This window comes from Phytohabitans sp. LJ34 (assembly GCF_052068095.1).
In the GTDB taxonomy this organism is placed as follows: Bacteria; Actinomycetota; Actinomycetes; order Mycobacteriales; family Micromonosporaceae; genus Phytohabitans.
On the sequence record NZ_JBQHDG010000010.1, the window covers coordinates 1 to 23,072 of the forward strand.

A 23,072-nucleotide genomic window follows, 5' to 3' on the forward strand; every position below is an offset into this window, starting at 1 on the left:
TCGCCAAATAGTAATAACCGTTGTAATACTGCATCCACGGATCCGGACCACGCATCTTGATCGGGTTGGTGAACGTGGTGCGCGGCGGCCCGGTCGTCGGCGGCGCCGTGGTGGGTGGTGCCGTGGTGGGTGGCGCGGTGGTGGGCACGGACGTCGTGGGCGGCGGTGTGGTCGGGCCCGTCGAGCCGTCGCAGGCGACGCCGTTGAGCGCGAAGCTCGTGGGCGCCGGGTTGCTCGAGTTGTTCCACGAGCCGTTGAAGCCGAGGCTGACCACGGCGCCGGTGCCCAGGCCGGCGTTCCAGGTCTGGTTGCGGGCGGTGACCTGGGCACCGCTCTGGCTGAAGACGGCGCTCCAGCCCTGGGTGACCTGCTGCCCCGCGGTGAACGACCAGGTCAGGGTCCAGCCGTTGAGCGGGTCGCCGAGGTTGGTGAGGTCGACGGCACCGGTGAACCCGCCGGGCCACTGCGACCCGACGCGGTAGGTGACCGAGCAGCCGGCGGCCGCCGAGGCCGAGGTCACGGCCGTGACGGCACCGACCGCGCCGAGGGCGCAGACGGCCAAGGCGGCGATGATGGAACGCGGACGCGCGAGGCGCATGGTGGCTCCCGAGGACAGGCGATCATGACGGAGGCGGTCGCCCGGGAGCCGCTCCGGCCTCAAGATAGCCAGTCAGATACATCGATGCAACTCGCCGCAAAGGATTGAGATCAATCGCTTGACAGGCCCGCATGGCGCATCCACGATGTGTTGGCTGGGCCGCGTGCGCATCCTTTCCGGGCAGGGATCAAGGAGGCCTATCCCGTAACCCTGTCCCGACACGTTTGGATGCCAACGATGAAACCTCGGCCCACTTGGCGCCGCTGGCTGGCCGTCTTCGCCCTCGCCGTCCTCGGCACGGCGCCGCTGGTCGTGCCGCAGCTCACCCCGGCGGCGGAGGCCGCCGCGAAGACGGTCTGGATACCTGAGCGCTGGGTCAGCACCGGCGAGGTGCCCTGGGCGCAGAACCGGACCAAGGAGTCGGCCAACTTCATCCTGCTGTGGGGTGAGAAGTCCGGCACCAACCCGCTGACGGCGCCCGGCGAGTTTCGCTTCGACCCGGACAACATCCTCAGCCAGCTGGAGAGCCTCTACTCCTACTACGTGAACACGATGCGGTTCACGCCGGAGACCGGCCTGCTGGCGCAACACAAGATTATTGTGATTGTCACCCGGACCTGGAACCGGACCGCGCTGGACGCGTGGGCGACCGGCGGCTCGACCGACGGCCGGGTCGGCGTCATCAACATCGCGCCCGGCGCGGCCCAGCCCGGCTCCTGGGGCCTGGCGCACGAGCTCGGCCACGTCTTCCAGAACTACACGTTCCTGGGACGCTCCGGCATGGGCTTCACGCACGCGTCGGCCGGCACGTTCTGGGAGGCGAGCGCCGAGTTCATGGCGATGCAGGTGTACCCGCGCACCGCCGCCGGTGACCTGACCCGCTGGCTGCGCACGGAAAACCTGTACTACTCCTCGTCCCGCCACCACTACGGCGCCTGGATGCTGCCGCAGTACATCAAGGACCGCGACGGCATCGAGATGTTCAACCGGATTTGGAACGAGGCCCGCAACACCGAGCACCCGCTCGAGGTGTACCGGCGGATCACCGGCATCAACCAGGCCGAGCTCAACCGGCGGATCGGCGAGTACGCCCAGCGCAACGTCACGTGGGACTATTCCAACCGGGCCGACTTCATGCCGTTCATCAACAGCGTGTACGGCGCCGGGTTCCTCAACGCGTACAAAGGCGTGCCGGTGGAGGCGGTCAACGCGAGCGCCCGCCACTACCGCATCTCCGACGCGATGGCGCCGTCCGACTACGGGTACAACAAGATCCAGCTGGTGCCGGACAGCGACGGCGCGCTCGTCCGCCTGCACCTGAAGGGCCACGCGGAGACCGGCGCGACCGGCTGGACGTTCGGCTTCGTGGCGACCCGCAACGGCGCCAGCCCGCGGTACGGGCCGCTGACCCAGGGCACGTCCGGGCAGATCAGCTTCCAGCTCCAGCCCGGTGAGAACCAGGTCTTCCTCGTCGTCACCGGTACGCCGGCGAGCGCGGTGCCGAAGTACGCGTTCCTCGACGGGTGGCCGAAGAACCGCCGTTACCCGTACGAGTTCCGTATCTCGGGTGCGATCCCGTCCGGCCACGAGCCCGGGTACTCCAAGCCCGCGGCGACCAACGGCGGGCGCTGGCACTCCAACGGCGGCGGCTGGGTCGGCGGCGGCGCGAACGTCGCCTCGACCGCCTACGTCGGGCCGCGCGCGGCCGTCTACAGTGGATCGGTGACGGGCAACGCCCGCATCGAGGACCTCGCCTGGGTCAACGGCGGCACGGTCACCGGCAACGCGGTCGTGAAGGGCAACGCGATCGTCCAAGGTGGAGTGACGATCGGCGGCACGGCGGTCGTCGGCGGCGACGCCGAGCCACCACACGGCCCGACCGGCGGCAGCTGCAACTCCGGCACGTACCTGATGTTCAACCCGAGCCGGGGCTGCGACGGCGGCGGCCCGGAGGCGGATGTCAACCCGGCGCACGGCACGTTCACGTCCGAGGAGCTGGCGATCACCGGCACCAACCCGACCACCGCGCCGCCCACGACCGCACCGCCCACCACCGCACCGCCCACGACGGCTCCCCCGACGACGGCTCCGCCCACCACGGCGCCGCCGACCACCGGGCCGCCGACCGGTGGGCCGGCCGCGTGCCGGGTGGCGTACACGGCGAACTCGTGGAGCAACGGCTTCACCGGCGACGTGACTATCACGAACACCGGCGGCGCCGCGATCAACGGGTGGACGCTGACGTTCTCGTTCGCGAACGGCCAGCAGGTCACCAACAGCTGGAACGCGACGGTGACGCAGAGCGGGTCGGCGGTGACCGCGCGGAACGCGGGCCACAACGGCTCGATCGCCGCGGGTGGCACCGCGTCGTTCGGCTTCCAGGGCACCCACGGCGGCACCAACCAGCCGCCGTCGGCCTGGTCGCTGAACGGCTCCGCCTGCACCACCTGACCACTCAGTCAACCGGGGCGGGCTGCCGCGCGGTCCCGCCCCGGTCACCCCCTGACGTGAACGCGCCAACCTCTCCGGGCGACCAGTGACACATAGATGAACGAACGGTGTCGCCAATCCTGCCAAAACGTGGACCATGGACTGATGGCATGGCGAACGCGGGAGTCCGGGCCCATCTCGGTCCACGGGTACGTGCGCAAGGGCTTCGAGTCCGTCCGGGACGCGTTCGTGGAAAATCTGGTCCGCCGCGGCGAGCTCGGCGCGGCGTGCTGCGTCTACCAGGACGGCGAGCCGGTGGTCGACCTGTGGGGCGGCGTGCGCGACGCGACGACCGGCGCGCCCTGGTCGCGCGACACGATGGTGCTGGTCTTCTCCACCACGAAAGGGCTGGCCGCGATGACCCTCGCTCTGGCCCACTCGCGCGGCTGGCTCGACTTCGACGAGCGGGTCAGCGCGTACTGGCCGGAGTTCGCCCAGCGCGGCAAGGACCGGGTGACCGTCCGCCAGCTGCTCGCCCACCAGGCCGGGCTCTTCGCGCTCGACCGGCCGATCGGCCGCGGCACGGTCCGCGACCTCGACCGCCTCGCCGGGGTGCTCGCCGCGCAGGCACCCGCGTGGGAGCCGGGCAGCCGGCAGGCGTACCACGCGCTCACCCTCGGCTTCTACCAGGGCGAGCTGATCCGCCGCGTCGACCCGGCCGGCCGTTCGCTGGGCCGGTTCTTCCACGAGGAGATCGCCGCGCCGCTCGGCCTCGACTTCTACCTCCGCCTGCCCGGCACCGTGCCGAACGTGCGCCTGGCCCGGATCCAGCGGCCCAACCCGCTCAAGGTGATGGTCAGCGTGTCGCCGGGCCTGCTGCTCGGCGCGCTCAACCCGCGGTCGAGCATCTTCCGCTCGGTGGTGAGCGGCCCGCCATGGCTGCCGATGCACCGGCAGCGGATCTACGCCCGCGACCTCGAGGTGCCCTCGGCGCTCGGCGTGGGCACGGCCCGCGCGATCGCCAAGGCGTACGGCGTGTTCGCCACCGGCGGCCGCGAGCTGGGGATCGCCCCGTCGACGCTGGCGGAGCTGGCCGCGCCCGCGGTGCCGCCGCGCAACGGCCTCCGCGACGCGTACCTGGACGGCGAGATCCCGCACTCGCTCGGCTTCATGAAGTCGAGCGCGGCCTGGAGCTTCGGCGGGTCGGCCGCCTACGGCACGGCGGGCATCGGCGGGTCGCTCGGCTTCGCCGACCCGGAGACCGGCATCGGGTACGCCTACGTCACCAACCGCATGGGCGCGGCCCTGACCTCGGACCCCCGCGAACGCGCCCTGCGCGCCGCCGTCCCGGTCCTGAGCGTCGCCGGCGTGCCGCGCTGAGCGCTCAGGCGGCCCAGGCGCCGACCCGGCGGCCGAGCGACGGGTAGTCGACGACAAGTCCGTCCGCGTCGACGTGCAGGGCGGCCTCGAAGTCGCCGCTCACGAAGTCGATCACCGCGCCGCCGTCCGGGGCGGGGCCGCGACTTGTGTAAGTCTGTGGCGAAAGGTGCACGGCCAGGTCGGGCACGGATATCCAGGCCATCCGAAAGTCCACAGTGACCTCTTCGCCCCGCCGCCCGGCGGCGACGAGGTCGTGGCGGAGCACCGGCATGGTGTTGGTCAGCGGGCAGAGGCCGAGGTCGCAGTCGAGCGCCCCGCGCAGCGCGGCCGGGTCGGCGACGCCGGCCGGGCCCAGGTGCCCGTCGCCCTCGCCGGCGACCGAGGCGGCCCACACCCCCTCGCGCGCCGACAGGTCGAGTGCCCGCCACCACCCGGTGCCCGCGGTGTGCACCCGGACCCGCTCGGTGACCCAGCCGGGCCCGGTGGTCAGGACGAAGTTCAACGCGTACGAGCCTGTGGTGCTGGCGCCCCGCGCGCTCAGCGAGTCGCCGGACAGGGCGACCGCCGCCGTGTCCGCCCGCTCCGGGTCCTCGCCGCGCCAGATGACGAACCGCTCCACCATGATCCCCTCCTCGTAACCGCCTATTCGATTAGACGGTTACATCCTGCGCCGCGCGGGCGTAACCGGTCAAGGGTTACGATGGTGAACATGACCGAGGCGCTGGACCAGGTGCGGGACTTCCTCAACACGTGGGAGGTCCCCAACGACACGCGGGTGCCGGTCGACCACCTGGAGGCGCTTGTGTCCACACCGGAGCGCTGGGCACGCGCCTTTCCGGACCTGCCCCGAGCCGCACGCGCCGACCTGGCCGACCTGCGGGCGCTCCGGGCCGACCTGCGCGCCGTCCTCGGCCACACCCACCCGGTCGGGCTCGGCGACCGGCTGGCCCGGCACGACCTGGTGGTCACGCTGCGGGAGCCTCCGCACGAGCCGGCGGTGCTCATCCGGCCGGCACGGCCGAGCGCGGCGGGCGACCTGCTGGCGGCGGCGGTCAACGCGGTCGCGGCCGGGCGGTGGCACCGGCTGAAGGCCTGCCCCGACTGCCAGTGGGTCTTCTACGACACCAGCCGAAACGCCAGCCGGACCTGGTGCGCGATGACCCCCGGCGGGCCGGCCGGCCGGGGCTGCGGCGGCATCGCCAAGACGCGTGCCTACCGGGCCCGCTCGCGGACCCGGTAGCAGAACCGGCTGACCGGGTGGTGTGCGCGTTGACGTGCATCGCTACGGTGGCGGCGTGCTCGGACTAGAACCCTCCCGGCTGGGCGTCGACCTCGGCACGACGCACACCGTCGCCGCTCTCGCGGTGCATGGTGCGCGCGTGCAGCAGTTGCTCTTCGATTCCAGCCCACTTCTTTCCTCCGCGGTCTACGCCGAGGCCGGCCGGTCGCCGGTCGCCGGGCGGGACGCGGAGCGCGCGGCCCGCATCGACCCGACCCGCTTCGAGCCCAACCCGAAGCGTCGGATCGACGACGGCAGCGTGCTGCTCGGCGACCAGGAGTACAAGGTCGCCGACCTGTTGGCCGCGATCCTGCGCCGGGTGGCCGACGAGGCCGGCCGGGTCGGGGGCGGTTCGCCCGGCGCGACCGTCCTCACGTACCCGGCGAACTGGGCGACGACCCGCCGCGGGCTGCTCGCGGACGCCGCGCAACGCGCCGGCCTGCGGTCCTTGACCCTCGTGCCGGAGCCGATCGCGGCGGCGGCCTACTTCACGACGGTGCTCGGCCGCCCGGTGCCGCCCGGCGCCGGGCTGGTCGTCTACGACCTGGGCGCCGGCACGTTCGACACGAGCGTGCTGCGCCGCCGCCCCGACCAGGGCTGGGAGGTGCTGGCCAGCGAGGGCGTCGACGTCGGCGGCCTCGACCTCGACGCCGAGATCGTCGAGCTGGTGGGCGAGGCGATGTCCGCGCGCGACGCGGCGCAGTGGGCCCGCCTGCGCGACTCCGGCGAGGAGGGGGTACGCCGGATGCGGCGCGCCCTCTGGGACGACGCGCGGGCCGCCAAGGAGCAGCTGTCCCGGGCGCCGTCCGCGGCGGTGCAGGTGCCGCTGTTCGACACCCACGCGCACGTGACGCGGGAGCAGTTCGAGGCGCGGGCCCGGCCGTGGCTGGCCCGCACGGTCGAGCTGACCGCCGTCGCGCTGGGCCGCGCGGGGCTGGCGCCCGGGCAGATCGCCGGGCTGTTCCTGGTCGGCGGGTCGAGCCGGATCCCGCTGGTCGGCACGATGCTGCACCAGCGTCTCGGCGTGGCGCCGACGGTGATCGAGCAGCCCGAGCTGGTGGTGGCGCTCGGCAGCCTCGCGGCCGCGCCGGCGGGCCAGCGGGCGGCCGCGCCGATACCCGCCCCGCCGCCGTACGCCGTCCCGCCGCCGGTCGCGCCGGCATCCGGTGCCCCGGCCCCGACGCCGATGTCGCCGGCCGCGGCGGCCCCGGTGTCCGGCACACCGCTGGCCGGCACGCCGGTTTCGGGGGTGCCGGTGTCCGGCAGCCCGACGTCCGCGCCGCCCGGCGGCCCCTCGCCCACCTCCGGGCCGCCGATGCCGCTGTGGCCCGACCCGGTCGCCGCCGCGCAAGCCCCGGCCACCCCGCGCCCGCGCAAGCGCACCGGCCTGGTGCTGGCGGCCGCCGCCGCGGCCGTCCTGCTGGTGTCGGTGGGTGGGGTCACGAGCTACAACCTGCTGTCCGACGACTCAGGCCGCGACAGGTCCGCAGGAAACTCCAACGGCGGAAACCCCAGCGGCGGAAACCCCAGCATCGCCGTGGGCGGCAAGCCGCAGGAGGCCGCCGAGCCCGGCGCGGACCAGCAGACCGCGAAAATCGACAAGACCATCTGGTACGGCGGCCGCAAGGTCAGCTTCGGCGAGGCGACGTACGACTCCACAAAGGACCCGCCACTCACGGTCACGGCCGCGATGGAAAACCTGACCGACCGCTCGGTGTACGCCGGCATCGACATGGCCCTGAGCCTGGACGGGCAGAGCTACCAGGGCACCGTCGAGTCGTCGGGGCCCGTGCCGGCGAACGCGAAGAGCAACGTGGTCTTCGGCTTCGGGCTCGAGCAGGCGCCCTCGCGTCTGGCCGACAGCGTGCTGACGGTCGGCGGCGGGGGTGAGCTGAAGGCGGTGGTCCCGTTCCGCGAGGGCGGCGCGTTCGAGCCGCTGGAGCCCAAGGCGGTGGTGACCAACAAGCCCGTGAAGGCCGGCGCGCTGTCGATGACGGCCAAGACCTGCGAGGTCCGCGGGGACAACCTGAAGACCGGCTACCAGGTCAAGGAGGACCAGCGCTTCCTGGCCTGCGTCGTGGACATCAAGTACCACGGCGCCAGCGGACGCCCCGGCGGGCAGAACATCGACGACACGAACTTCCGGCTCCGGCTCCCCGACAAGTCGACCGTGGAGGCGCCGACCGACGCGCCGATCGACCTGCTCAACCCGAACGAGGTGGGCAAGGACCAGTACCTGGTGTTCACGCTGACCTGGCCGGCTCCCGGCGACTACGCGGTGCAGCTGCTCGACCTGGGCTGGCTCAACAACGACAGTCCGTCGCCGGCCAGGACCGGAAACATCGCCTTCACGATCCCGGAGTCCTGACCGGCGGCTCAGACCTCTACGCGCGGCGGGTGAACGTGGCGACCCAGTTGACCTCCCACGTTTCCCCGCCGTCCGTCGAGAACGCCTGCTCCCACCGCGGGTGCGCGGTGTCCACTGAGGACCAGCGGTAGCGCACGCGGATCGGTGTGCCCTCCCAGGTGTCGTCGCACTCGAAGACACCCACCCCGTCCTCGAACCGCCCGACGACCGGCACGTCGAGCTGGCCGCCGCTGCCCTTGGAGGCCCACCAGATCCGCCAGACCTTCTCGTCCGGGCTGTACAGCCGCAGGGTGAGCCCCTCGATGTCGCGCTCCGGCGCCCGGAGCACGTCGAAGACGCCGTTGCCGTCGAGCAGCACCTGGCAGTCGAGCGTCGCGTCGAACTCGTACCAGTCGTCGCTGCCGACGAGGACCTTGGTGAGCCGGCGCTGGCGGCTGTCCCAGCTGCCGGCGAGGAAGTCGAAATCCGTGTTCGTCATGGCGGGCACGCTAGGCCGCCCTACCTGACATCTGGTGTCAGGTAGGGCGGGCCCTTTCACGGCGGGTTCAGCCGGCGGTGCGGGGCAGCGTGGTCATGGAGCGCGTGTCCGCGAGGATGCGGGCCAGCGTGCGGCGGCCCATCCCGCTCATGGTCGGGTTGCTTTCGCGGTAGTACCAGACGGTGCCCATCGCCTGCTGGAAGGCCCACGCCTGCCCGCGCCGCCACTCCAGGTCGCCGCAGCCGAGGTCGGCGCGGAGCACCTCCCGCGGCCCGGCTTCGAGCAGGTGCCAGGCACCCACGAGGTCCAGCGCGGGGTCCGCCGGCCCGAAGCCGCCCGCGTCCAGTACGCCGGCCAGCCGGCCGCCGGCGACCAGGATGTTGCCGGGGATGAGGTCGCCGTGGTTCATCAGGTCGGGCGCGTCGCCGCGCGGGAGGGCGCGCAGGGCCGACCAGGTCCGCCGCAGCAGGGGCACGTCGAGCAGGCTCTCGCTGTGCCGGAAGCAGGTCTCCATCCACTCGTCGTGCGCGGTCAGGTCACCGCCGCGACCGCTGCCCCGAAACGTGCGCCCGCGCGTGCCGATCGCGCGGACGTCGCCGATGAACGCGGCCAGGTCGTGCGCGAACGGCACCGACTCCCCCGGGTCCTCGTCGGTCGCGACCACGCCGGGCAGCCAGGTCTGCACCGACCATGGCAGCGGATAGCCACGGCCGGGCTCACCCAGCGCGACCGGCTCCGGCGTCGGGAAACGCGTGCGGCCGGCCAGCTCCGCGGCCGCCTCCGCCTCGGCGGTCAGCCAGCGCCGGGTGGCCTCGACGTCGCCCGGCTGGAGCGGGAAACGGGCGGCCAGGTCGTCACCGATCCGGAAGATCGCGTTGACCGTGCCGGCCGACGCGACCTCCTGGACCGGCCGGCCGCGCCACCGCGGAAACTGCTCTTCGACCAGCTCACGCACGGTCTCCGGGGACACTCTCAGCTGATCGGCATGCATCCGCACACCCCAACCGTCGCCGGTCCCGGTCGCCCGCGGCAACCGACTTTCACCGGGGCCCGCACGGGCTTTTCCAGGCGACCTGCCCGCGGACACGGGCGAATCGGCCTCTGAACGGATCGTCAGAGCAGCGACGGGGCGCGCTCGGGGACCTCGATGTCGTCGGTCTCGCCGTGGGCGCACACGCACACGCCGAGCTCGGCGACGAGGTGGGCGCGGACCGGGGTGTACTCGTTCTTGTGCAGCGCCGGGAGCGGGCGGTCGCACTGGTCACAGCGACGGACGCCACTGGCGGTGCCGGCGCGGATGTCGGTCATTCGGAAAGCCTCCTCGTGGGACGGACGTGCCGCGCGCCTCAGGGGTCGGGCCTCGCGCGCAGACCATCCACGATTACCCTCTGCACGCCCATCATGCCAATCGGTGGATCACACGTGAGGCACTTCACGAACAAACGCCGAGGGTTCGCCCGATGAGCGGATTCTCACAAAAGCGCACATCGCTACGGGCTGGAGCGTTTGCGGCGTGCGGGTGGGCGGCCCCAGGCGACGGCCTCGGTGGGGCTGCCGGTGGCGACGTACGAGAGGGTGAGCGCCCACATCTGCTCCGGCGTGATGCGGGTCTGCGCCGGGTGGAAGGGCGTCGGGGTGCCGTCGAAGCCGAACATGATGTCGCGGTGCCACAGCCGCACGCCGCGGTGCACCGCGTACCCGGTCGTGGGTCGCCCGAACGGGAACGCGAAGCCGCGCTTCTGGTGCCCGACGCCGAGGTGGAGTCCCCGGGTGACGCGCAGGCCACGCGCGTCGACCCGGGCTTCCAGCGTGACGACCACCGGCTTGTGGCTTTCGTGGATCGACACCAGGAGCGGAACGACGTCCTCTGTGCGGTCGAGGTCGTAGCGGTGGCCGTCGGCCCAGGTGGCCAGGTACTGCACAGACATCTGCCGGACGCCCTTTCCGAACAGCACTCACATTTTGTCGAGCACAGTCAGTAAAGACGAGGACGCTCCGGGGTCACAACGGCCTGATACCACTCCGGCCCGGCGATACCGCCACCTCTGCCCTAAGGACTTACCAGGCCCCCGCGCGCGACCTGGTCGAGGCGGGCGCGCACCTCCTGGGCGGTCGCGTGCCCGAGCACCTCCAGCAGCCGGAGGGCGCGGCGCCAGGCATCGCGCGCCGCGGCGGCGTCACCCAGCTCGCGGTGGCAGTCGCCCAGGTGGACCAGCGCGTCGGCCTCGTTGTAGCGGTCGCCGAGGTCCTGGAACATCTCCACCGCGCGGGTGTACGCGGCCACCGCCTCGCGGCGCTCGCCCAGCCCGGCGTGGATGAAGCCGAGGCTGTCCCAGGTGCTGGCCACCGCGTTCGCGATGCCGAGCGCGCTGAGCGCGTCGAGCGCCTGCCGGCAGTGGGTCAGCGCCTCGCCGAAGTGGCCGAGCATCGCGTGGCACCAGCCGGTGTCGTTGAGCGCGCTGGCCACGCCGGCCGGGTCCTCGGCCGTCCGGTACAGCTCCAGCGCCCGCTGGCTGGACGCGAGCGCCAGGTCGTAGCGGCCCTGCTGGCCGTGCAGGTAGGCCAGGCCGCGGTGGCTGCGGCCCTGGTTGGCCCGGTCGCCGACCGCCTCGAAGAGGCCGAGCGCCGCGGTCAGGTGCTCCTCCGCCTCGTCGAGCTGGTTGAGCCGGGCGTACGCGCTGCCGAGGCTGCGGTGCGCGGCCGCCTTCACGCTGACGTCGCCGAGGCGGCGGCCGGCCGCCAGCGCGAGGGTCTGCATGGCGACCTGGTCGCGCCAGTGGCCGTGCCGCTGGAAGATGTCGGAGAGCGTGAGTGCGAGGCGGCACAGGTGGGTGTCGAGCGAGTAGCGGGCGGCCAGCTCGACCGCGGCCACCGCCGAGTGGTGCTCGACGGTCAGCCAGGTGCGGGCGGCCGCCGCGTCGTCGATGTCGGCCGGGGCCGCACCCTCCACAGTGGTCGGATCCGGCTCGAGCTCCCACTGCGGGTCGAGCAGCTGCACGGCGGCGCGGGCGGAACGCGTGTAGTGGTCGAGCATCCGGGCCACCGCGGCGCGGCGTTCCGGCTCGGGGTCGGTGTGCTGCGACCGCTCGGCGGCGTACGCGCGCAGGAGGTCGTGCAGCAGGTAGCGCCCCGGCGACGGCTCGCGGACCAGGCTGGCGTGCACGAGCTCGTCGAGGCCGGCACGCGCGTCGCGGGCCGGCACGCCGGCGAGGCTGGCGACCGTGGCCGCGGCGGCGTCCGGGCCGGGGTGCAGGGCGAGCAGCCGCAGCAGGCGCGCCGCGAACGGGCTGAGCCGCTCGTACGACCACGAGAGGATGGTCTTCAGGTCGATCGCCGGGTCGGTGTCCACAAAGGAGTCGAGCGTGCCGTGGTCGGCCGAGAGCTGTGCGGCGATCGCGGCGACCGTAGTGTGCGGGTTGAGCACGCCGCGCGCGGCGACGAGGCTCAGTGCGAGCGGCAGGCCGCCACAGAGCCGGACAACGTTGTCCACCTCGGCGTCGTCGTCCGCGCCGACCAGGTGGCCCAGGCGGCTGAGCAGGTACGCGCGGGCGTCGTCGTCGGGCAGCACGCACAGCTTCGTCGGCCGGGCCTGCTCGATCGCGACGAGGCTGGGCAGCTGCGGCCGGCTGGTGACGACCACGAGGCAGCCCGGCGAACCGGGCAGCAGTGGCCGCACCTGCTCGGCGTCGCGCGCGTTGTCGAGCAGCAGCAGCATCCGGCGGCCGGCCATCAGGCTGCGGTAGAGCGCCGCCTGCGCGTCGAGCCCGTCCGGCAGCTGCCGCGGGTCGACGCCGATCGCGTCGAAGACCGCCCGGAGCGCCTCCAAGGGGCCCATCACCACGCCGGACGGGTGGAACCCGCGCAGGTTGACGTAGATCTGCCCGTCCGGGAAACGGGCCGCGATCCGGTGTCCCCAGTGGACGGCCAGGGCGGTCTTGCCGGTGCCGGCCATGCCGTGGATCGTGGCGATCAGCATCACCGGTGGCGGCGCGCCGCCGGCCGGCAGCAGCCCGTCGAGCGCGACGAGCTCGGCCACCCGCCCGGTGAAGTCGGGCAGGTCGGCGGGGAGCTGCGCCGGCGTGGCCAGGGTGGTGCGCTGCTTCGGCTGGAGCGGTGACGCGGGGCGGGGCTGCGGCTCGGGCGGGTCGGCGCGGAGGATCCGCAGGTGCAGGTCCTGGAGCTCCGGGCCCGGGTCGACGCCGAGCTCCGCGGCGAGCGCGTCGCGGGCGTCCTGGTAGACGGCGAGCGCCTCGGCCTGCTGGCCGGAGCGCCACAGGGCGAGCATCAGCAGGCGGCGGAAGCGCTCGTCGAGCGGGTGCTCGGCCACCAGCGAGGCGAGCTGGTCGCCGGCCGACACGTATGCCCCGAGGTCGATCTCGGCGGCGAGCAGGGACTCCAGCGCGTTGAGCCGGAGCTTGGCCAGGTGGGCCCGGTAGCGCTCCATCGGCTGGCCGGGCAGACCGGCCAGCGGCTCACCCGCCCACAGCGCCAGCCCGCGACGCAGCAGGTCGGCCGCGCCCGCCGTGTCGGACCGCCGCCGGGCCAGCTCGGCCTCGCCGACCAGCTGCCGGAACGTGGCCAGGTCGAGCTCGTCCGGCCGGACGTCGACGAGGTATCCCGCGCCGGCCGACCTGATCACCGGCGCGGCCGCGCCGTCGGGCGTGAGCACGCGGCGCAACCGGTACACGTACGTCCGGATGGTGGCCTCCGCCGACCGGGGCGCGTCGTCGTCCCACAGGGTCTCCATCAGCTGCTGGATCGAGACCGGCACGCCGGCCTGGAGCAGCATGGCGGCGAGCACGGTCCGCTGCTGCGGCGAGCCGAGCTCCAGCTCCGTCGGTCCACGCCGGGCCCCCACCGGCCCGAGCAGGGTGAACCACAAACGGTCATCCACGCATTCCCCCCGAATGCATCCTGCCGTTGATCTCCGGGTGGGAACGACGCCCCCCGCGCGTCCAGTGCCCGGAGGCACGCCATGCTACCGGGCCACGCGCCTCCCGTGGGTACCCCGCTGCCCTCGCGACCGTCGATGGCTGCCCCGGCGCACACTGTGGACGGTCAGAGCGCTCCCGTCCGGATCGCGTACGCGACCGCGTGGGTGCGGTTGCGCAGGCCGAAACGGTTCATCACGCCGTAGATGATGTTCTTGACGGTGCGCTGCGAGTAGTTGAGCTTCAGCGCCACCTCGCCGGTGTCCAGGCCGTCCGCGAGCAGGCGCAGCACCTCCAGCTCACGCTCGGTGAACCCGCTGACGGTCAGGCCGCGCGGGCCGAGCACGTCCCGCTGTACCGTGCGCAGCTGCTCCAGGAGGCGGCGGGTGACCGCCGCGGGCAGCTCGGCCCGGCCGGACGCCGCGGCCACGACGGCGCGCGCGATCTGGTCGAAGCCGGCCTCCCGGCGCGGCAGCAGGGCGGCGAGCCCGAGCTCGACCGCGCGCAGCAGGTGGTGCTCGCGGATCTCCTGGGCGACCAGCACGACCGCGGGGTCGCGGTGCCGGGCGGCCCGGCCGAAGCGCTCGATCCCCCCGAGCACCTCCTCCGTGACCTGGTCCACGACGGCGAGCAGCACCCGCGCCGAGCGCTGGCGCTCGCCGAGGTACACCTCGACGGCGGCCTGGGTGGCCAGGCCGGCGACGACCCCGTCCCGGGTGAGCTGGTCGCCGGCGAGCACCGCGACCCCGACGACATCCACCGATCCATCAAGCACGCGGCGCGTCGACAGCCGATCGCCACCCGATAGACGAGGCCGGGTGTTCAGCGCCGGGCGCACACCGGCTCGCGGGTGAGGTCGTGCACCGCGAGGGCGGCGCGTACTCCCGACTCGATCGCGCCCTCGACGGACGACCGCTTGAGCGAGGTGTGCTCGCCGGCGAAGTGCAGCGGCCCGACCGGCGCCGCGCCGGCGAGGTGGTGCGCGGTCAGCTGGCCGGGCGCGAGCACCGCCTCGCCGGTGGCCCAGCCGCCGGTGGCGCCGTGGCCGGTGTAGAAGGCCTCGATCCGGTTGCCGTACACCTCCTGGAGGCCGCGCAACGCCCGCGCGTACCGGTCGTCGGGCTCCATCGCGTCCCACCGCACCGCGCCGCCGCCCCGCGCGTGGCTGGCCAGCACGACGCCGCCGTCGGTGCCCGGCACCGGCCCGCCGGGAAACGACGCGAGCCGGTTGGTGGCGCCCGACCTCGCCACCCGCCCGCCGCGCGCCGCCGCGTACCGGTCGTAGAGGCCCGGCGCGAGCGCGTCGAGCTCGCGCCGCCACTCGTCCTCGGTGAACTCCCACCACCGCCGGTCGAACTCCAGCCGCACCGTGGTCACCGGCTCGTACCGTAGCGCCATGACCGCGCGCCGCTTGGCGGCCGGTAGGGACGGCTCGATCCGCACCTGGCGCAGCGCCGCGAAAGGCAGCGTCACGACCGCGGCGTCGGCCGGGAACCCCTCCCGCCGGCCCCGGCTGGACAGCGTCTCCACCCACACGCGCGGGCCCTCCGTGGCCACGTGGGTGTACGGCGCGGCGGGACGGGCCGGGTCGTAGTACTCGATCCGGGTCACCCGCCGGTCGAGGCTGACCATGTCGTCGAGCACCGGGCCGAACGCGTACGGCAGCCGCCAGCTCCCGCCCTCGATCTCCCAGCGGGCCGCGCGCCGGCCGGCGTGCAGGTGGTGCAGATAGAAGTCCACAAAGGACATCGACATCCGGTACCCGACGTGCTCCAGCCGCCCGATCGCGGATACCGCCGTGGTGTCGAGGCCGGCCCACTCGGTGAGGAACCGTCCCAGCGACAGGCGGTCGAGGTCGTGCACGAGCCGCGCCCACCCGACCACGCGGCCGTCCGGGCTGTCCGCCGTGTGGTAGTCCGCCACGGCGTCCAGTACCTCGTCGAGCAGGTCGACCGCGGTGTAGCCGGCGGGCACGACCGCGGGCGCGGCCGGGCGGCGGCGCAGCCCGAGACCGTCCACGAGGGACAGGGCCAGCGTGTGGGTGTCCGGGATGGACACTCCGCCCGGTTCCGCGTACGGCAGCGGGTCCGTCGCCGCCAGGCGTCCACCGATGCGGGCCGGGTCGGCCTCCAGGATGTGCACGTCGTGGCCGGCCCGCCGCAACGCGGAGGCCGCGCAGAGCCCGGCGATGCCGGCGCCGAGCACCAGCACCCGCAGCGGGCGCTCAGACGGTGACGGACCGTCACCGAGAAGCGCCTCCCGGTGCCGGCGGCGCCGCTCCGCGCCGTCCGGTCCCATGGCGGCCAGCTCATCGCCCAACCGCAGGCAGTCCTGCCATTTGTCCTCGGCGTGGCCGTCCCCACGGCGCACACCGTCCCCCCACGAACGCATTTCCGACGCCTCCCCCTGGCCGTCCCCTGTGGACGACCGTCACCCAGCGTGTGCGGGAGGCATAAACACCGGATAGACGTCCGCTAGCCGACCCGGGTCGGGCGGTGCGGCGGGCGGCCTCGGTCGTCAGTGCAGGTCGAAGGTGTCCGGGTGCGGGCCGACCCGCCCGGCCTCGCCCTGGCTCAGGCCGTCGATCGCGGCGACCTCGTCGGCGGAGAGCGCGAAGTCGAACAGGGCGAGGTTTTCCGCCATCCGCTCGCGGTGCGTCGACTTGGGGAAGACGATGTCGCCGCGCTGGATGTGCCAGCGCAGGATGACCTGCGAGTTGGCCCGGCTCCGCGCTTCGGCGATCTTGGTGATCACCGGGTCGTCGAGGACCGCGCCCTGCCCCAGCGGGCCCCACGCCTCCACGGCGATGCCGTGCGCGTGCGACGCGGCGCGCGCGGTGTCGTTGGGGAAGTACGGGTGTGCCTCGATCTGGTTGACCGCCGGGACCACGCCGGTCTCGCCGACGACGCGGTCGAGGTGCGCCGGCTCGAAGTTCGACACGCCGACCGACGTCAGCCGCCCGCCCTCGACGAGCTCCGCCATCGCCTTCCAGGTCGAGACGTAGTCGCCGTCGTACAGCATCGGCACCGGCCAGTGGATCAGGAAGAGGTCGAGGCGCTCGACGCCGAGCTTGCGCAGGGTCTCGTCGAACGAGCGGCGCACGTCGTCCGGGCGGTGGTTGCCGTTGTCGAGCTTGCTGGTGACGTACACCTCGTCGCGGGGGATCCCGGACTCGGCGATGGCCCGCCCGACGCCCTCCTCGTTGGCGTAGCCCTGTGCGGTGTCGATGTGCCGGTAGCCGAGCCGGAGCGCCTCCCCGACCGTCTGCGCGGTCTGCTCCGGCGGGACGAGGAACGTGCCGAACCCGAGCTGTGGGATGGCCGTACCGTCGTTGAGCTGGACGTTCGGAATCATGGCACCACCCTAGTGCGGTCCGGCCGCGGCAGCCGGTCGATCGGCGGCCGCCCGGGGTGACCGGGGCTGGCAGCGAGACGGCAGCGATCCCGCGGCGCACGGCAGCGGCACCGCAGGCCGGTCTGCTCGGATGGATCGGCAGATGTCCGGCCACGGGGGCTCGGACGGAAAGGATCGATGTGCGAGCACGTATTGCCACGCTCGGGGTGCTGCTGGTCGCGGCGGTGCTGGCGCCGGCCCCGCCCGCGAGCGCGGCGCCGTCCAGCCCGCAGGCGACGGTGGTGTGCGACACCGCCACCAACACGATCACAGCGCGGATCTCCGGCGGCGGGTTCACCGGCGGCAGCCTCCCGGTCACCGTCCACTTCGACGTGATCGCCGGCAGCTACGTCACCGCGACGGCGCAGGGCACGATCCCCCAGGTCGGCACGCGGGTCACCAAGCAGGCGGCGACGTCCGACAACACCATCGACGTCGTCGGCTACCAGCGGGCCTGGCCCTCGGCCGGCTACCGGTTCTACACCGAGACGGTCCGGGTGACGGTCGTCAACGACAACACCGGCGGGACCATCGCGCAGCGCGACGGGTACTGCGCGTACGACACCCGCACGACCTACACGTTCACCTGCGACCAGGCCACCCGCACCATCCGCCTGGACGTCGCCGGACGCGGATACCCGCCCAACCTGGCGATCCGCGTCGTGTACACGCACCGGTACGTGTACCAGATCCGCCCCGATGAGCCCGGCTTCGGCACGATCTTCCCGGACCGCTACCAGCCCGTGCGGGTGGGCCCCGACGGCACCTGGACCCAGGTCGGCTTCGAGGGCGTGGCCGGCGAGACCCCGCCGGTGTACCTGTACCACCACTTCACGATCCGGGTGGAGGAGGTGCGCAACGGCTGGCCCCTGGTCGTCGGCCGCGGCGAGGCCACCTGCCTGTACAGCGACAACCGCCGCTGAGCGCCGGCGACCAGACGATCAGGATTCGAGAAGCGAAGGCGCACCCGCCGCGAATAGCGTGACTGGCGTCCACCGGAGAAGGAGAAGGATCGTGGCGGTGAAGGCCAGCGTCATCATGCTCGGCGTCAAGGACGTGGAGCGGGCCAAGAAGTTCTACGTCGAGGGCCTGGGTTGCGAGGTCGTGCAGGACTATCCCGGCTTTGTCCGGTGCCGCATGGGCGACGGGTCCTCGGACTTGGCGCTCTACGAGTGGGAGGCGGTGGCGCGGGAGGCCGGCGTCCCCGCGGAGGGATCCGGGTTTCGCGGGGTCTCGTTCCACTTCCTCACCGAGGCCCGGGACGAGGTCGACGAGACCTTGCGGGCCGCGGAGGCCGCCGGCGGCGCCGTCGTCCGGGCGGCGGCCGCCGAGCAGTGGGGCGGGTACGTCGGCTACTTCAGCGACCCGGACGGCTACCTGTGGAAGGTGGCCACCGCCACCTGACGTCAGGACCCGGCGGTGAGGTCGTCCGACCGTCCGGCCTCGATGCGCGACCACTGGGCGATGGGGCGCCCGTCGACCCGCGTATGGGTGCCCCAGTCCTGTGGCCAGCCGGGCGGCGAGTCCTCCCACGGCTCCTGGCGTCCGTACGCGGTGAGGTCCATGAGCGCGTAGTTGTAGTCCATCGCCTCCGCGCCGCGGCCGGTCGTCCAGTACGTCTCGAAGACGCGGTCGCCGTCGCGCAGGTAGCACACGAGATGGAACAGGCCGATCTGGCGCCCGACCAGGAGCGTGTCGACGGACTCCTCCGCCGAGTACCACGGCATGCGCCAGCCCATGAAGTCGCGGTAGCGGGCGCTTTCGGCGTACGGGCCCTGGCAGAGGACCGCGAACGTGATGTCACGGGAGTGCAGGTAGGACAGCTCACCGACCTGGCCGGCGACCCAGGTGCAGCCCTCGCACTGCTCGGCGGCGGGGTGCCCGTGGTGCCACATGAAGTAGTAGGCGACGAGCTGGCGGCGCCCTTCGAACGCGTCGATCAGGGTGAGCGGTCCCCGCGGCCCGGTCAGCGCGGTGCCCGGGTCCACCTCGACCATCGGTAGGCGCCGCCGGGCCGCGGCGATCGCGTCGCCTTCGCGGGTATGCGCCTTCTCGCGGACCCGCAGCGCGTCCAGCGCGGCTTGGAAGGCCGCGCGGTCGACGACCGCGGGCTGTGATCGATCCTGCATGACCGCGTCCTCCTTAAATAGCAACCACTTGGTTGCCACTCAATCTATAGCAATCAGCTGGTTGCGTCAACCGGTCGTACGCGCGCTGACGTAGGGCAAGACGGTGCCGTCGACGTACGTGCCGGCGCCGGCCGCCGCCGATACTTCGCGACATGTCGATCCGTGCCCTCGCCCGGTCCCTGACCGCGGCCGCCGCGCTCGCGGCCACGTCCCTCGTCGCCTCCCCGGCGCCGGCCGGCCCGCACCCGCCCGAACCAGGGGTGGTCCGGGTCGACTCGGGGTGGCTGCGCGGAAGCGTCGCCGTCGACCACGTGACGTACTCGGCCATCCCGTACGCCGCGCCTCCGGTCGGCCAGCGCCGGTGGCGACCGCCCGCCCGGCCGCGGCCCTGGTCCGGGGTCCGCGACGCCACGGCGCCGGGCCCGGTCTGCCCGCAGCGGAGCGTGGCCGGGCTCGTGGGCGCGGAGGACTGCCTGCACCTCGACGTCACCGTGCCGCGGGACGTCCGGCCCGGCGAGCGGCTGCCGGTGCTGGTGTGGCTGCACGGCGGCGGCTTCGTCTCCGGCGCGGCCCAGGAGTACGGCGGCGCGCGGCTGGCCACCGCCGGCCGGCTGATGGTCGTCGCGGTGAACTACCGCCTCGGCGCGCTCGGCTTCATGTCCACGCCGGCGCTCGACGGAGGCGGCGGAAACTACGGGCTGATGGACCAGGCGGCGGCGCTGGGCTGGGTGCGCCGCAACGCGGCGAGGTTCGGCGGGGATCCGGGCAACGTGACGCTGGCCGGCCAGTCCGCCGGCGCCCGCGCGGTGTGCGCCCAGCTCGCCTCGCCGCTCGCCCGCGGCCTGTTCCACCGGGCGATCGTCCAGAGCGGCGCCTGCGACAACCCGGTGCCGACGCCGGCCGCCGCCCAGGCGGTCGGTGCCCGCGCCGTCGCGGAGGTCGGCTGCGCCGCGGCCGCCGACGTCGCCGCCTGCCTGCGCGGGCGCACGCCGGGCGAGCTGCTGGCGACGTTGCGCGGCGTGGGGACGGCGGTGAACGCCCGCGCCGCGGACAAACCCTGGGGCCCGGTCGCCGGCACGGCGGTGCTGCCGCGGCAGCCGGGCGACGCGTTGCGGGACGGGACCGCCGCGCGGGTCCCCCTGCTGGTCGGTGGCACCCACGACGAGATGCGGGCGTTCGCCTCCGGTGCGGCCGCGCTGACCGCGCCGGAGTATGACGCGATGATCACGGCGACGTTCGGCGACCGGGCCGGGACCGTGCTCGCGGCGTACCCGGTGACCGGCTACGCCAGCCCGGCGCTCGCGCTGGCGACGGTGCTCGGCGACTGGGGCGGCTTCGTCGGCGCCTGCCCCGTGCTGCGCACCGCCGAGGCCGCCGCCGCCCGCCAGCCGGTCTACGCGTACGAGTTCGGCGAGGACAGCGGCCAGGTCACCGCCGACGGGTTCCCGATGGGCTCCTACCACGGGCTGGACCTGCCGTACACCTGGACGGTGAACGCCGCCTGGAACCAGTACCCGCCGCTCACGACCGGGCAGCGGCGGCTGTCGGAGACGATCATCGGCTACTGGTCGGCGTTCGCGCGCACCGGCGACCCGAACGGTCCCGGCCGGCCGCGGTGGCCCGACTTCCGCTCCGGCGGCACGGTGATCGGCCTGTCGACCGCCGGTGTCGCCCCGGTGCCGTACGCCGCCGACCACCACTGCGACCTCTGGGCAGCGCTCCCCCGGTGACCGGGGTCAGGCGAGCGGCTCGCCCGGCCGCCGCAGCGGCGTGCGCATCCGCACGGCGGTGCCGGACGGGCCGCTCTCGATCCGCATGCCGCCGGTCATCCGCTGGGCGATCCACAGGCCCATCCCGCCGTTGGGGGACGGCGCCGGGCGCTCGCGCGGCGCCAGGTAGGGGCCGACGGCGAAGCCCTGGCCCTTGTCGCGCACCTCGCACCACAGGTCGCCGTCGCGCCAGACGAGCAGCTCGCCGGCGCCGCCGCCGTGGCGGATCGCGTTGGCCATCAGCTCGTTGACCGCGATCACCCAGTCGTACGCCTCGTCGGGGGTGAGGCCGCATTCGCGGGCCACCTCTTCGAGCCGACGGCGGACGGCGGGCAGCTCACCCTCGGCGAACGTGGTCTCCAGCAGGGAGTCGGCGGGACGGGGCAACCGGTCGTCCGGATGCCGCCCGACCACCATGCTCTCTCCCATCCCCCGCGCCAACCGCGTGCAACGGGAAATGTACCCGGCTGGGACACGGCAAACCCGCAACGTGGCGGTCAGGTGTCGCGGCGCGGCGTCACGCCCGCGTCGTACGCGTGGATGATGGCGGCGGCCCGGTCGCGGACGCCGAGCTTGAGGAAGATGGCCGAGACGTGGCCCTTGACTGTGCGCTCACTCAGGTGGAGGGCGCCGGCTATCTCGGCGTTGTTGGCGCCGGACGCGATGAGGCCGAGCACGTCACGCTCACGCTCGGTGAGCGCGTCGAGCGACGCGAGTGGCCGCGTCGCGCGGCGGCGCACCGCGTCGAGGACGCGGCCGGCCACCCGCGGGTCGAGCCAGGAGCCGCCGCGTGCGGTGACCCGGATGGCGCCGACCAGGTCCGCGGCGGGTGCGTCCTTGAGCACGAACCCGGCCGCGCCAGCCTCGATCGCGCCCCAGAGCACCTCGTCGTCCTCGAACGTGGTGAGCGCCAGCACCCGCGGCGGCTCCGGGTCGGCGAGCAGCTGCCGGGTCGCCTCCACGCCGTCGAGGACGGGCATGCGGATGTCCATGAGGACGACGTCCGGGCGGTGCGCGCGGGCGGCCGCGAGGCCGGCCCGCCCGTCGGACGCCTCGCCGGCGATGGCGAGGTCGTCGTGCGGCGACAGGATCAGGCGCAGACCGGCCCGCACCAGTTCCTGGTCGTCGACGAGCACGACCCGGATCATCCGTCCACCGCCACGGTCTTCAGCGGGAGTACCGCCTCGACCACCCAGCCGTCACCGTCCGGGCCGGCCGACACGGTGCCGCCGAGCCCGGTGACCCGCTGGCGCATCCCGGCGAGGCCGGTGCCGCCGCCCGCGCCGGGGCGTCCGGGTCGGCGGGCGGGGCCGTTGCGCACCGCGACGACGAGCCGGTCCGCCTCCCGGCCCAGGCTCACCACCGTCTCCGCGCCCGGTGCGTGATGCTCCACATTGGATATCGCCTCCTGGACGACACGGTACGCGGCGAGCCCGGTATAGCTGTCCACGGTGGACAGGTCGGCGGGCAGCTCGGCGCGCACCGCCATGCCGGAGGCCGCGGCGGTCTCCAGCAGCCGGGCGATGTCCGGCGCCCCCGGTGGCGGCGGCTGCGCGGCGGGCCGGTCGCCGCCCGGGTCGCGGAGCAGCCCCACGATGCCGCGCACCGACTCCAGGCTCTCCCGCCCCACCCGCTCGGCCCGCTCCAGGGCCTCGGCGGCGGCCGCCGGGTCGCGGTCGAGGACCTGGCGCGCGCCGACCAGGTTGAGGAGCACGACGCTGAGCCCGTGCCCGATCGCGTCGTGCACGTCGAGCGCGATCCGTCGCCGCTCGGCCGCGGCCGCGGCGGCGTCGAGCCGGCCCTGCGCCTCGGTGAGCGCGGCGACGAGCTGGCGCTCGCGGCGCAGGATCCGCCCGATCAGCCAGGAGAAGCAGGCACCGGTGCCGAAGAAGATGGCCGCGGGGTAGTCCTCGCGCCACTCGCCGTACCGCCACACGTGCGCCATCGGGATCAGCACCGCCGCCGCGAACCCGGTCCCCTCCGCCGCGGGTGACTCCCCCGTCGCGGCGAGCCAGGCCACCGCCAGCAACGCCAGGAAGATGGCGCCCGGCGCCGGGTAGGCGACGCTGACGAACCCGGCGGTGCCGATGCCGGCCACCACCATCACCCACGGCCCGACCCGGACCTGGCCGGCCAGCAGCGCCCACGGGACGAGCGCGGCGACGAGCGCCGCCACCAGGCCGGCCGAGACGCCGGCGGTGGCGAAGACCAGCAGCGCCGCGGCGAGCGCCGCGAGCGGGAAGGCCAGGCCCGTGGTGAACGCGCCACCCCACGCCCGCAGCCCTCGACCGTCCACGACCGCAGGGTACCGCCGGGC

Annotated in this window: 21 protein-coding genes; 7 read left to right on the forward strand and 14 right to left on the reverse strand. The window is 73.7% G+C overall.

Features of this window, described 5'->3' with window-relative positions; all coding sequences use genetic code 11:
- Positions 1–598: cellulose binding domain-containing protein (locus ACTMTJ_RS18800; RefSeq protein WP_441218253.1), on the reverse strand; the 598-nt coding region annotated here is incomplete at its 3' end.
- A gap of 237 nt (positions 599–835) precedes the next feature.
- Between ACTMTJ_RS18800 and ACTMTJ_RS18805 the strand changes: the two genes are divergently transcribed.
- Both ACTMTJ_RS18805 and ACTMTJ_RS18810 read left to right on the forward strand, forming a co-directional pair.
- Positions 836–3,049 (forward strand): DUF6055 domain-containing protein, encoded by a 2,214-nt coding sequence (locus ACTMTJ_RS18805; protein WP_441218255.1) that lies wholly within the window; start codon positions 836–838, stop codon positions 3,047–3,049.
- A 144-nt stretch (positions 3,050–3,193) separates the two neighbouring features.
- Positions 3,194–4,408 (forward strand): serine hydrolase domain-containing protein, encoded by a 1,215-nt coding sequence (locus ACTMTJ_RS18810; protein ID WP_441218257.1) that lies wholly within the window; start codon positions 3,194–3,196, stop codon positions 4,406–4,408.
- 4 nt (positions 4,409–4,412) lie between these two features.
- On the opposite strand, the gene ACTMTJ_RS18815 is transcribed toward ACTMTJ_RS18810, so the two are convergent.
- A complete protein-coding gene (locus ACTMTJ_RS18815) occupies positions 4,413–5,030 on the reverse strand; it encodes a putative glycolipid-binding domain-containing protein (protein ID WP_441218259.1) in 618 nt (205 codons plus the stop codon).
- An 87-nt stretch (positions 5,031–5,117) separates the two neighbouring features.
- Between ACTMTJ_RS18815 and ACTMTJ_RS18820 the strand changes: the two genes are divergently transcribed.
- Positions 5,118–5,648 carry a CGNR zinc finger domain-containing protein gene (locus tag ACTMTJ_RS18820; protein WP_441218261.1) on the forward strand — a complete coding sequence of 177 codons (531 nt, stop codon included), beginning with the start codon at positions 5,118–5,120 and terminating at the stop codon, positions 5,646–5,648.
- Between the two features lie 55 nt (positions 5,649–5,703).
- Complete coding sequence (locus ACTMTJ_RS18825) at positions 5,704–8,055, forward strand: Hsp70 family protein (RefSeq protein WP_441218263.1); 2,352 nt, start codon at positions 5,704–5,706, stop codon at positions 8,053–8,055.
- Positions 8,056–8,071: 16 nt separating this feature from the next.
- Here ACTMTJ_RS18825 and ACTMTJ_RS18830 read toward each other — a convergent pair whose 3' ends face one another.
- The 8 genes from ACTMTJ_RS18830 to ACTMTJ_RS18865 form a co-directional block, all read right to left on the reverse strand.
- The gene (locus tag ACTMTJ_RS18830) at positions 8,072–8,533 is read right to left on the reverse strand and encodes a hypothetical protein (protein WP_441218265.1); all 462 of its coding nucleotides are present in this window, start codon (positions 8,531–8,533) and stop codon (positions 8,072–8,074) included.
- Positions 8,534–8,600: 67 nt separating this feature from the next.
- Positions 8,601–9,524 (reverse strand): aminoglycoside phosphotransferase family protein, encoded by a 924-nt coding sequence (locus ACTMTJ_RS18835; protein WP_441218267.1) that lies wholly within the window; start codon positions 9,522–9,524, stop codon positions 8,601–8,603.
- Between the two features lie 122 nt (positions 9,525–9,646).
- Positions 9,647–9,841, reverse strand: coding sequence for a hypothetical protein (locus ACTMTJ_RS18840; protein ID WP_441218269.1), 195 nt, complete (start codon positions 9,839–9,841; stop codon positions 9,647–9,649).
- Between the two features lie 182 nt (positions 9,842–10,023).
- Positions 10,024–10,461: a hypothetical protein gene (locus ACTMTJ_RS18845; RefSeq protein ID WP_441218270.1), complete on the reverse strand. Its 438-nt coding sequence runs from the start codon at positions 10,459–10,461 to the stop codon at positions 10,024–10,026.
- Between the two features lie 122 nt (positions 10,462–10,583).
- Positions 10,584–13,427 carry a BTAD domain-containing putative transcriptional regulator gene (locus ACTMTJ_RS18850; RefSeq protein ID WP_441218272.1) on the reverse strand — a complete coding sequence of 948 codons (2,844 nt, stop codon included), beginning with the start codon at positions 13,425–13,427 and terminating at the stop codon, positions 10,584–10,586.
- A gap of 164 nt (positions 13,428–13,591) precedes the next feature.
- Positions 13,592–14,224: a response regulator transcription factor gene (locus ACTMTJ_RS18855; protein ID WP_441218274.1), complete on the reverse strand. Its 633-nt coding sequence runs from the start codon at positions 14,222–14,224 to the stop codon at positions 13,592–13,594.
- Positions 14,225–14,286: 62 nt separating this feature from the next.
- Positions 14,287–15,855 (reverse strand): flavin monoamine oxidase family protein, encoded by a 1,569-nt coding sequence (locus ACTMTJ_RS18860; protein WP_441218276.1) that lies wholly within the window; start codon positions 15,853–15,855, stop codon positions 14,287–14,289.
- A gap of 126 nt (positions 15,856–15,981) precedes the next feature.
- Positions 15,982–16,818, reverse strand: coding sequence for an aldo/keto reductase (locus ACTMTJ_RS18865; protein ID WP_441218278.1), 837 nt, complete (start codon positions 16,816–16,818; stop codon positions 15,982–15,984).
- Positions 16,819–16,997: 179 nt separating this feature from the next.
- Between ACTMTJ_RS18865 and ACTMTJ_RS18870 the strand changes: the two genes are divergently transcribed.
- Positions 16,998–17,780 carry a hypothetical protein gene (locus ACTMTJ_RS18870; protein ID WP_441218279.1) on the forward strand — a complete coding sequence of 261 codons (783 nt, stop codon included), beginning with the start codon at positions 16,998–17,000 and terminating at the stop codon, positions 17,778–17,780.
- 91 nt (positions 17,781–17,871) lie between these two features.
- Positions 17,872–18,261: a VOC family protein gene (locus tag ACTMTJ_RS18875; protein WP_441218281.1), complete on the forward strand. Its 390-nt coding sequence runs from the start codon at positions 17,872–17,874 to the stop codon at positions 18,259–18,261.
- A 2-nt stretch (positions 18,262–18,263) separates the two neighbouring features.
- On the opposite strand, the gene ACTMTJ_RS18880 is transcribed toward ACTMTJ_RS18875, so the two are convergent.
- On the reverse strand, positions 18,264–18,986 hold the full coding sequence (locus ACTMTJ_RS18880; protein ID WP_441218282.1) for a DUF899 family protein: 723 nt from the start codon (positions 18,984–18,986) through the stop codon (positions 18,264–18,266).
- A 152-nt stretch (positions 18,987–19,138) separates the two neighbouring features.
- Between ACTMTJ_RS18880 and ACTMTJ_RS18885 the strand changes: the two genes are divergently transcribed.
- Entirely contained in the window at positions 19,139–20,716 is a 1,578-nt protein-coding gene (locus ACTMTJ_RS18885; RefSeq protein ID WP_441218284.1) for a carboxylesterase/lipase family protein, read from the forward strand.
- Positions 20,717–20,722: 6 nt separating this feature from the next.
- On the opposite strand, the gene ACTMTJ_RS18890 is transcribed toward ACTMTJ_RS18885, so the two are convergent.
- The 3 genes from ACTMTJ_RS18890 to ACTMTJ_RS18900 all read right to left on the reverse strand — a co-directional run bounded on the left by ACTMTJ_RS18890 (position 20,723) and on the right by ACTMTJ_RS18900 (position 23,051).
- The gene (locus tag ACTMTJ_RS18890) at positions 20,723–21,172 is read right to left on the reverse strand and encodes an ATP-binding protein (protein WP_441218286.1); all 450 of its coding nucleotides are present in this window, start codon (positions 21,170–21,172) and stop codon (positions 20,723–20,725) included.
- 80 nt (positions 21,173–21,252) lie between these two features.
- On the reverse strand, positions 21,253–21,903 hold the full coding sequence (locus ACTMTJ_RS18895) for a response regulator (RefSeq protein ID WP_441218288.1): 651 nt from the start codon (positions 21,901–21,903) through the stop codon (positions 21,253–21,255).
- Entirely contained in the window at positions 21,900–23,051 is a 1,152-nt protein-coding gene (locus tag ACTMTJ_RS18900) for a sensor histidine kinase (RefSeq protein ID WP_441218290.1), read from the reverse strand. Before ACTMTJ_RS18900 ends, ACTMTJ_RS18895 begins: the two co-directional genes overlap by 4 nt.
- Positions 23,052–23,072: the final 21 nt, after the last annotated feature.

Excerpts from the sequence above, each read along its gene's own strand:
- ACTMTJ_RS18880 (WP_441218282.1), bottom strand. The coding sequence starts at position 18,986 with ATGCAGGATCGATCACAGCCCGCGGTCGTCGACCGCGCGGCCTTCCAA.
- ACTMTJ_RS18890 (WP_441218286.1), bottom strand. The coding sequence starts at position 21,172 with ATGGTGGTCGGGCGGCATCCGGACGACCGGTTGCCCCGTCCCGCCGAC.
- ACTMTJ_RS18860 (WP_441218276.1), bottom strand. The coding sequence starts at position 15,855 with ATGCGTTCGTGGGGGGACGGTGTGCGCCGTGGGGACGGCCACGCCGAG.
- ACTMTJ_RS18840 (WP_441218269.1), bottom strand. The coding sequence starts at position 9,841 with ATGACCGACATCCGCGCCGGCACCGCCAGTGGCGTCCGTCGCTGTGAC.
- ACTMTJ_RS18815 (WP_441218259.1), bottom strand. The coding sequence starts at position 5,030 with ATGGTGGAGCGGTTCGTCATCTGGCGCGGCGAGGACCCGGAGCGGGCG.
- ACTMTJ_RS18845 (WP_441218270.1), bottom strand. The coding sequence starts at position 10,461 with ATGTCTGTGCAGTACCTGGCCACCTGGGCCGACGGCCACCGCTACGAC.
- ACTMTJ_RS18830 (WP_441218265.1), bottom strand. The coding sequence starts at position 8,533 with ATGACGAACACGGATTTCGACTTCCTCGCCGGCAGCTGGGACAGCCGC.
- ACTMTJ_RS18865 (WP_441218278.1), bottom strand. The coding sequence starts at position 16,818 with ATGATTCCGAACGTCCAGCTCAACGACGGTACGGCCATCCCACAGCTC.
- ACTMTJ_RS18885 (WP_441218284.1), top strand. The coding sequence starts at position 19,139 with ATGTCGATCCGTGCCCTCGCCCGGTCCCTGACCGCGGCCGCCGCGCTC.
- ACTMTJ_RS18820 (WP_441218261.1), top strand. The coding sequence starts at position 5,118 with ATGACCGAGGCGCTGGACCAGGTGCGGGACTTCCTCAACACGTGGGAG.
- ACTMTJ_RS18805 (WP_441218255.1), top strand. The coding sequence starts at position 836 with ATGAAACCTCGGCCCACTTGGCGCCGCTGGCTGGCCGTCTTCGCCCTC.
- ACTMTJ_RS18895 (WP_441218288.1), bottom strand. The coding sequence starts at position 21,903 with ATGATCCGGGTCGTGCTCGTCGACGACCAGGAACTGGTGCGGGCCGGT.
- ACTMTJ_RS18835 (WP_441218267.1), bottom strand. The coding sequence starts at position 9,524 with ATGCATGCCGATCAGCTGAGAGTGTCCCCGGAGACCGTGCGTGAGCTG.
- ACTMTJ_RS18810 (WP_441218257.1), top strand. The coding sequence starts at position 3,194 with ATGGCATGGCGAACGCGGGAGTCCGGGCCCATCTCGGTCCACGGGTAC.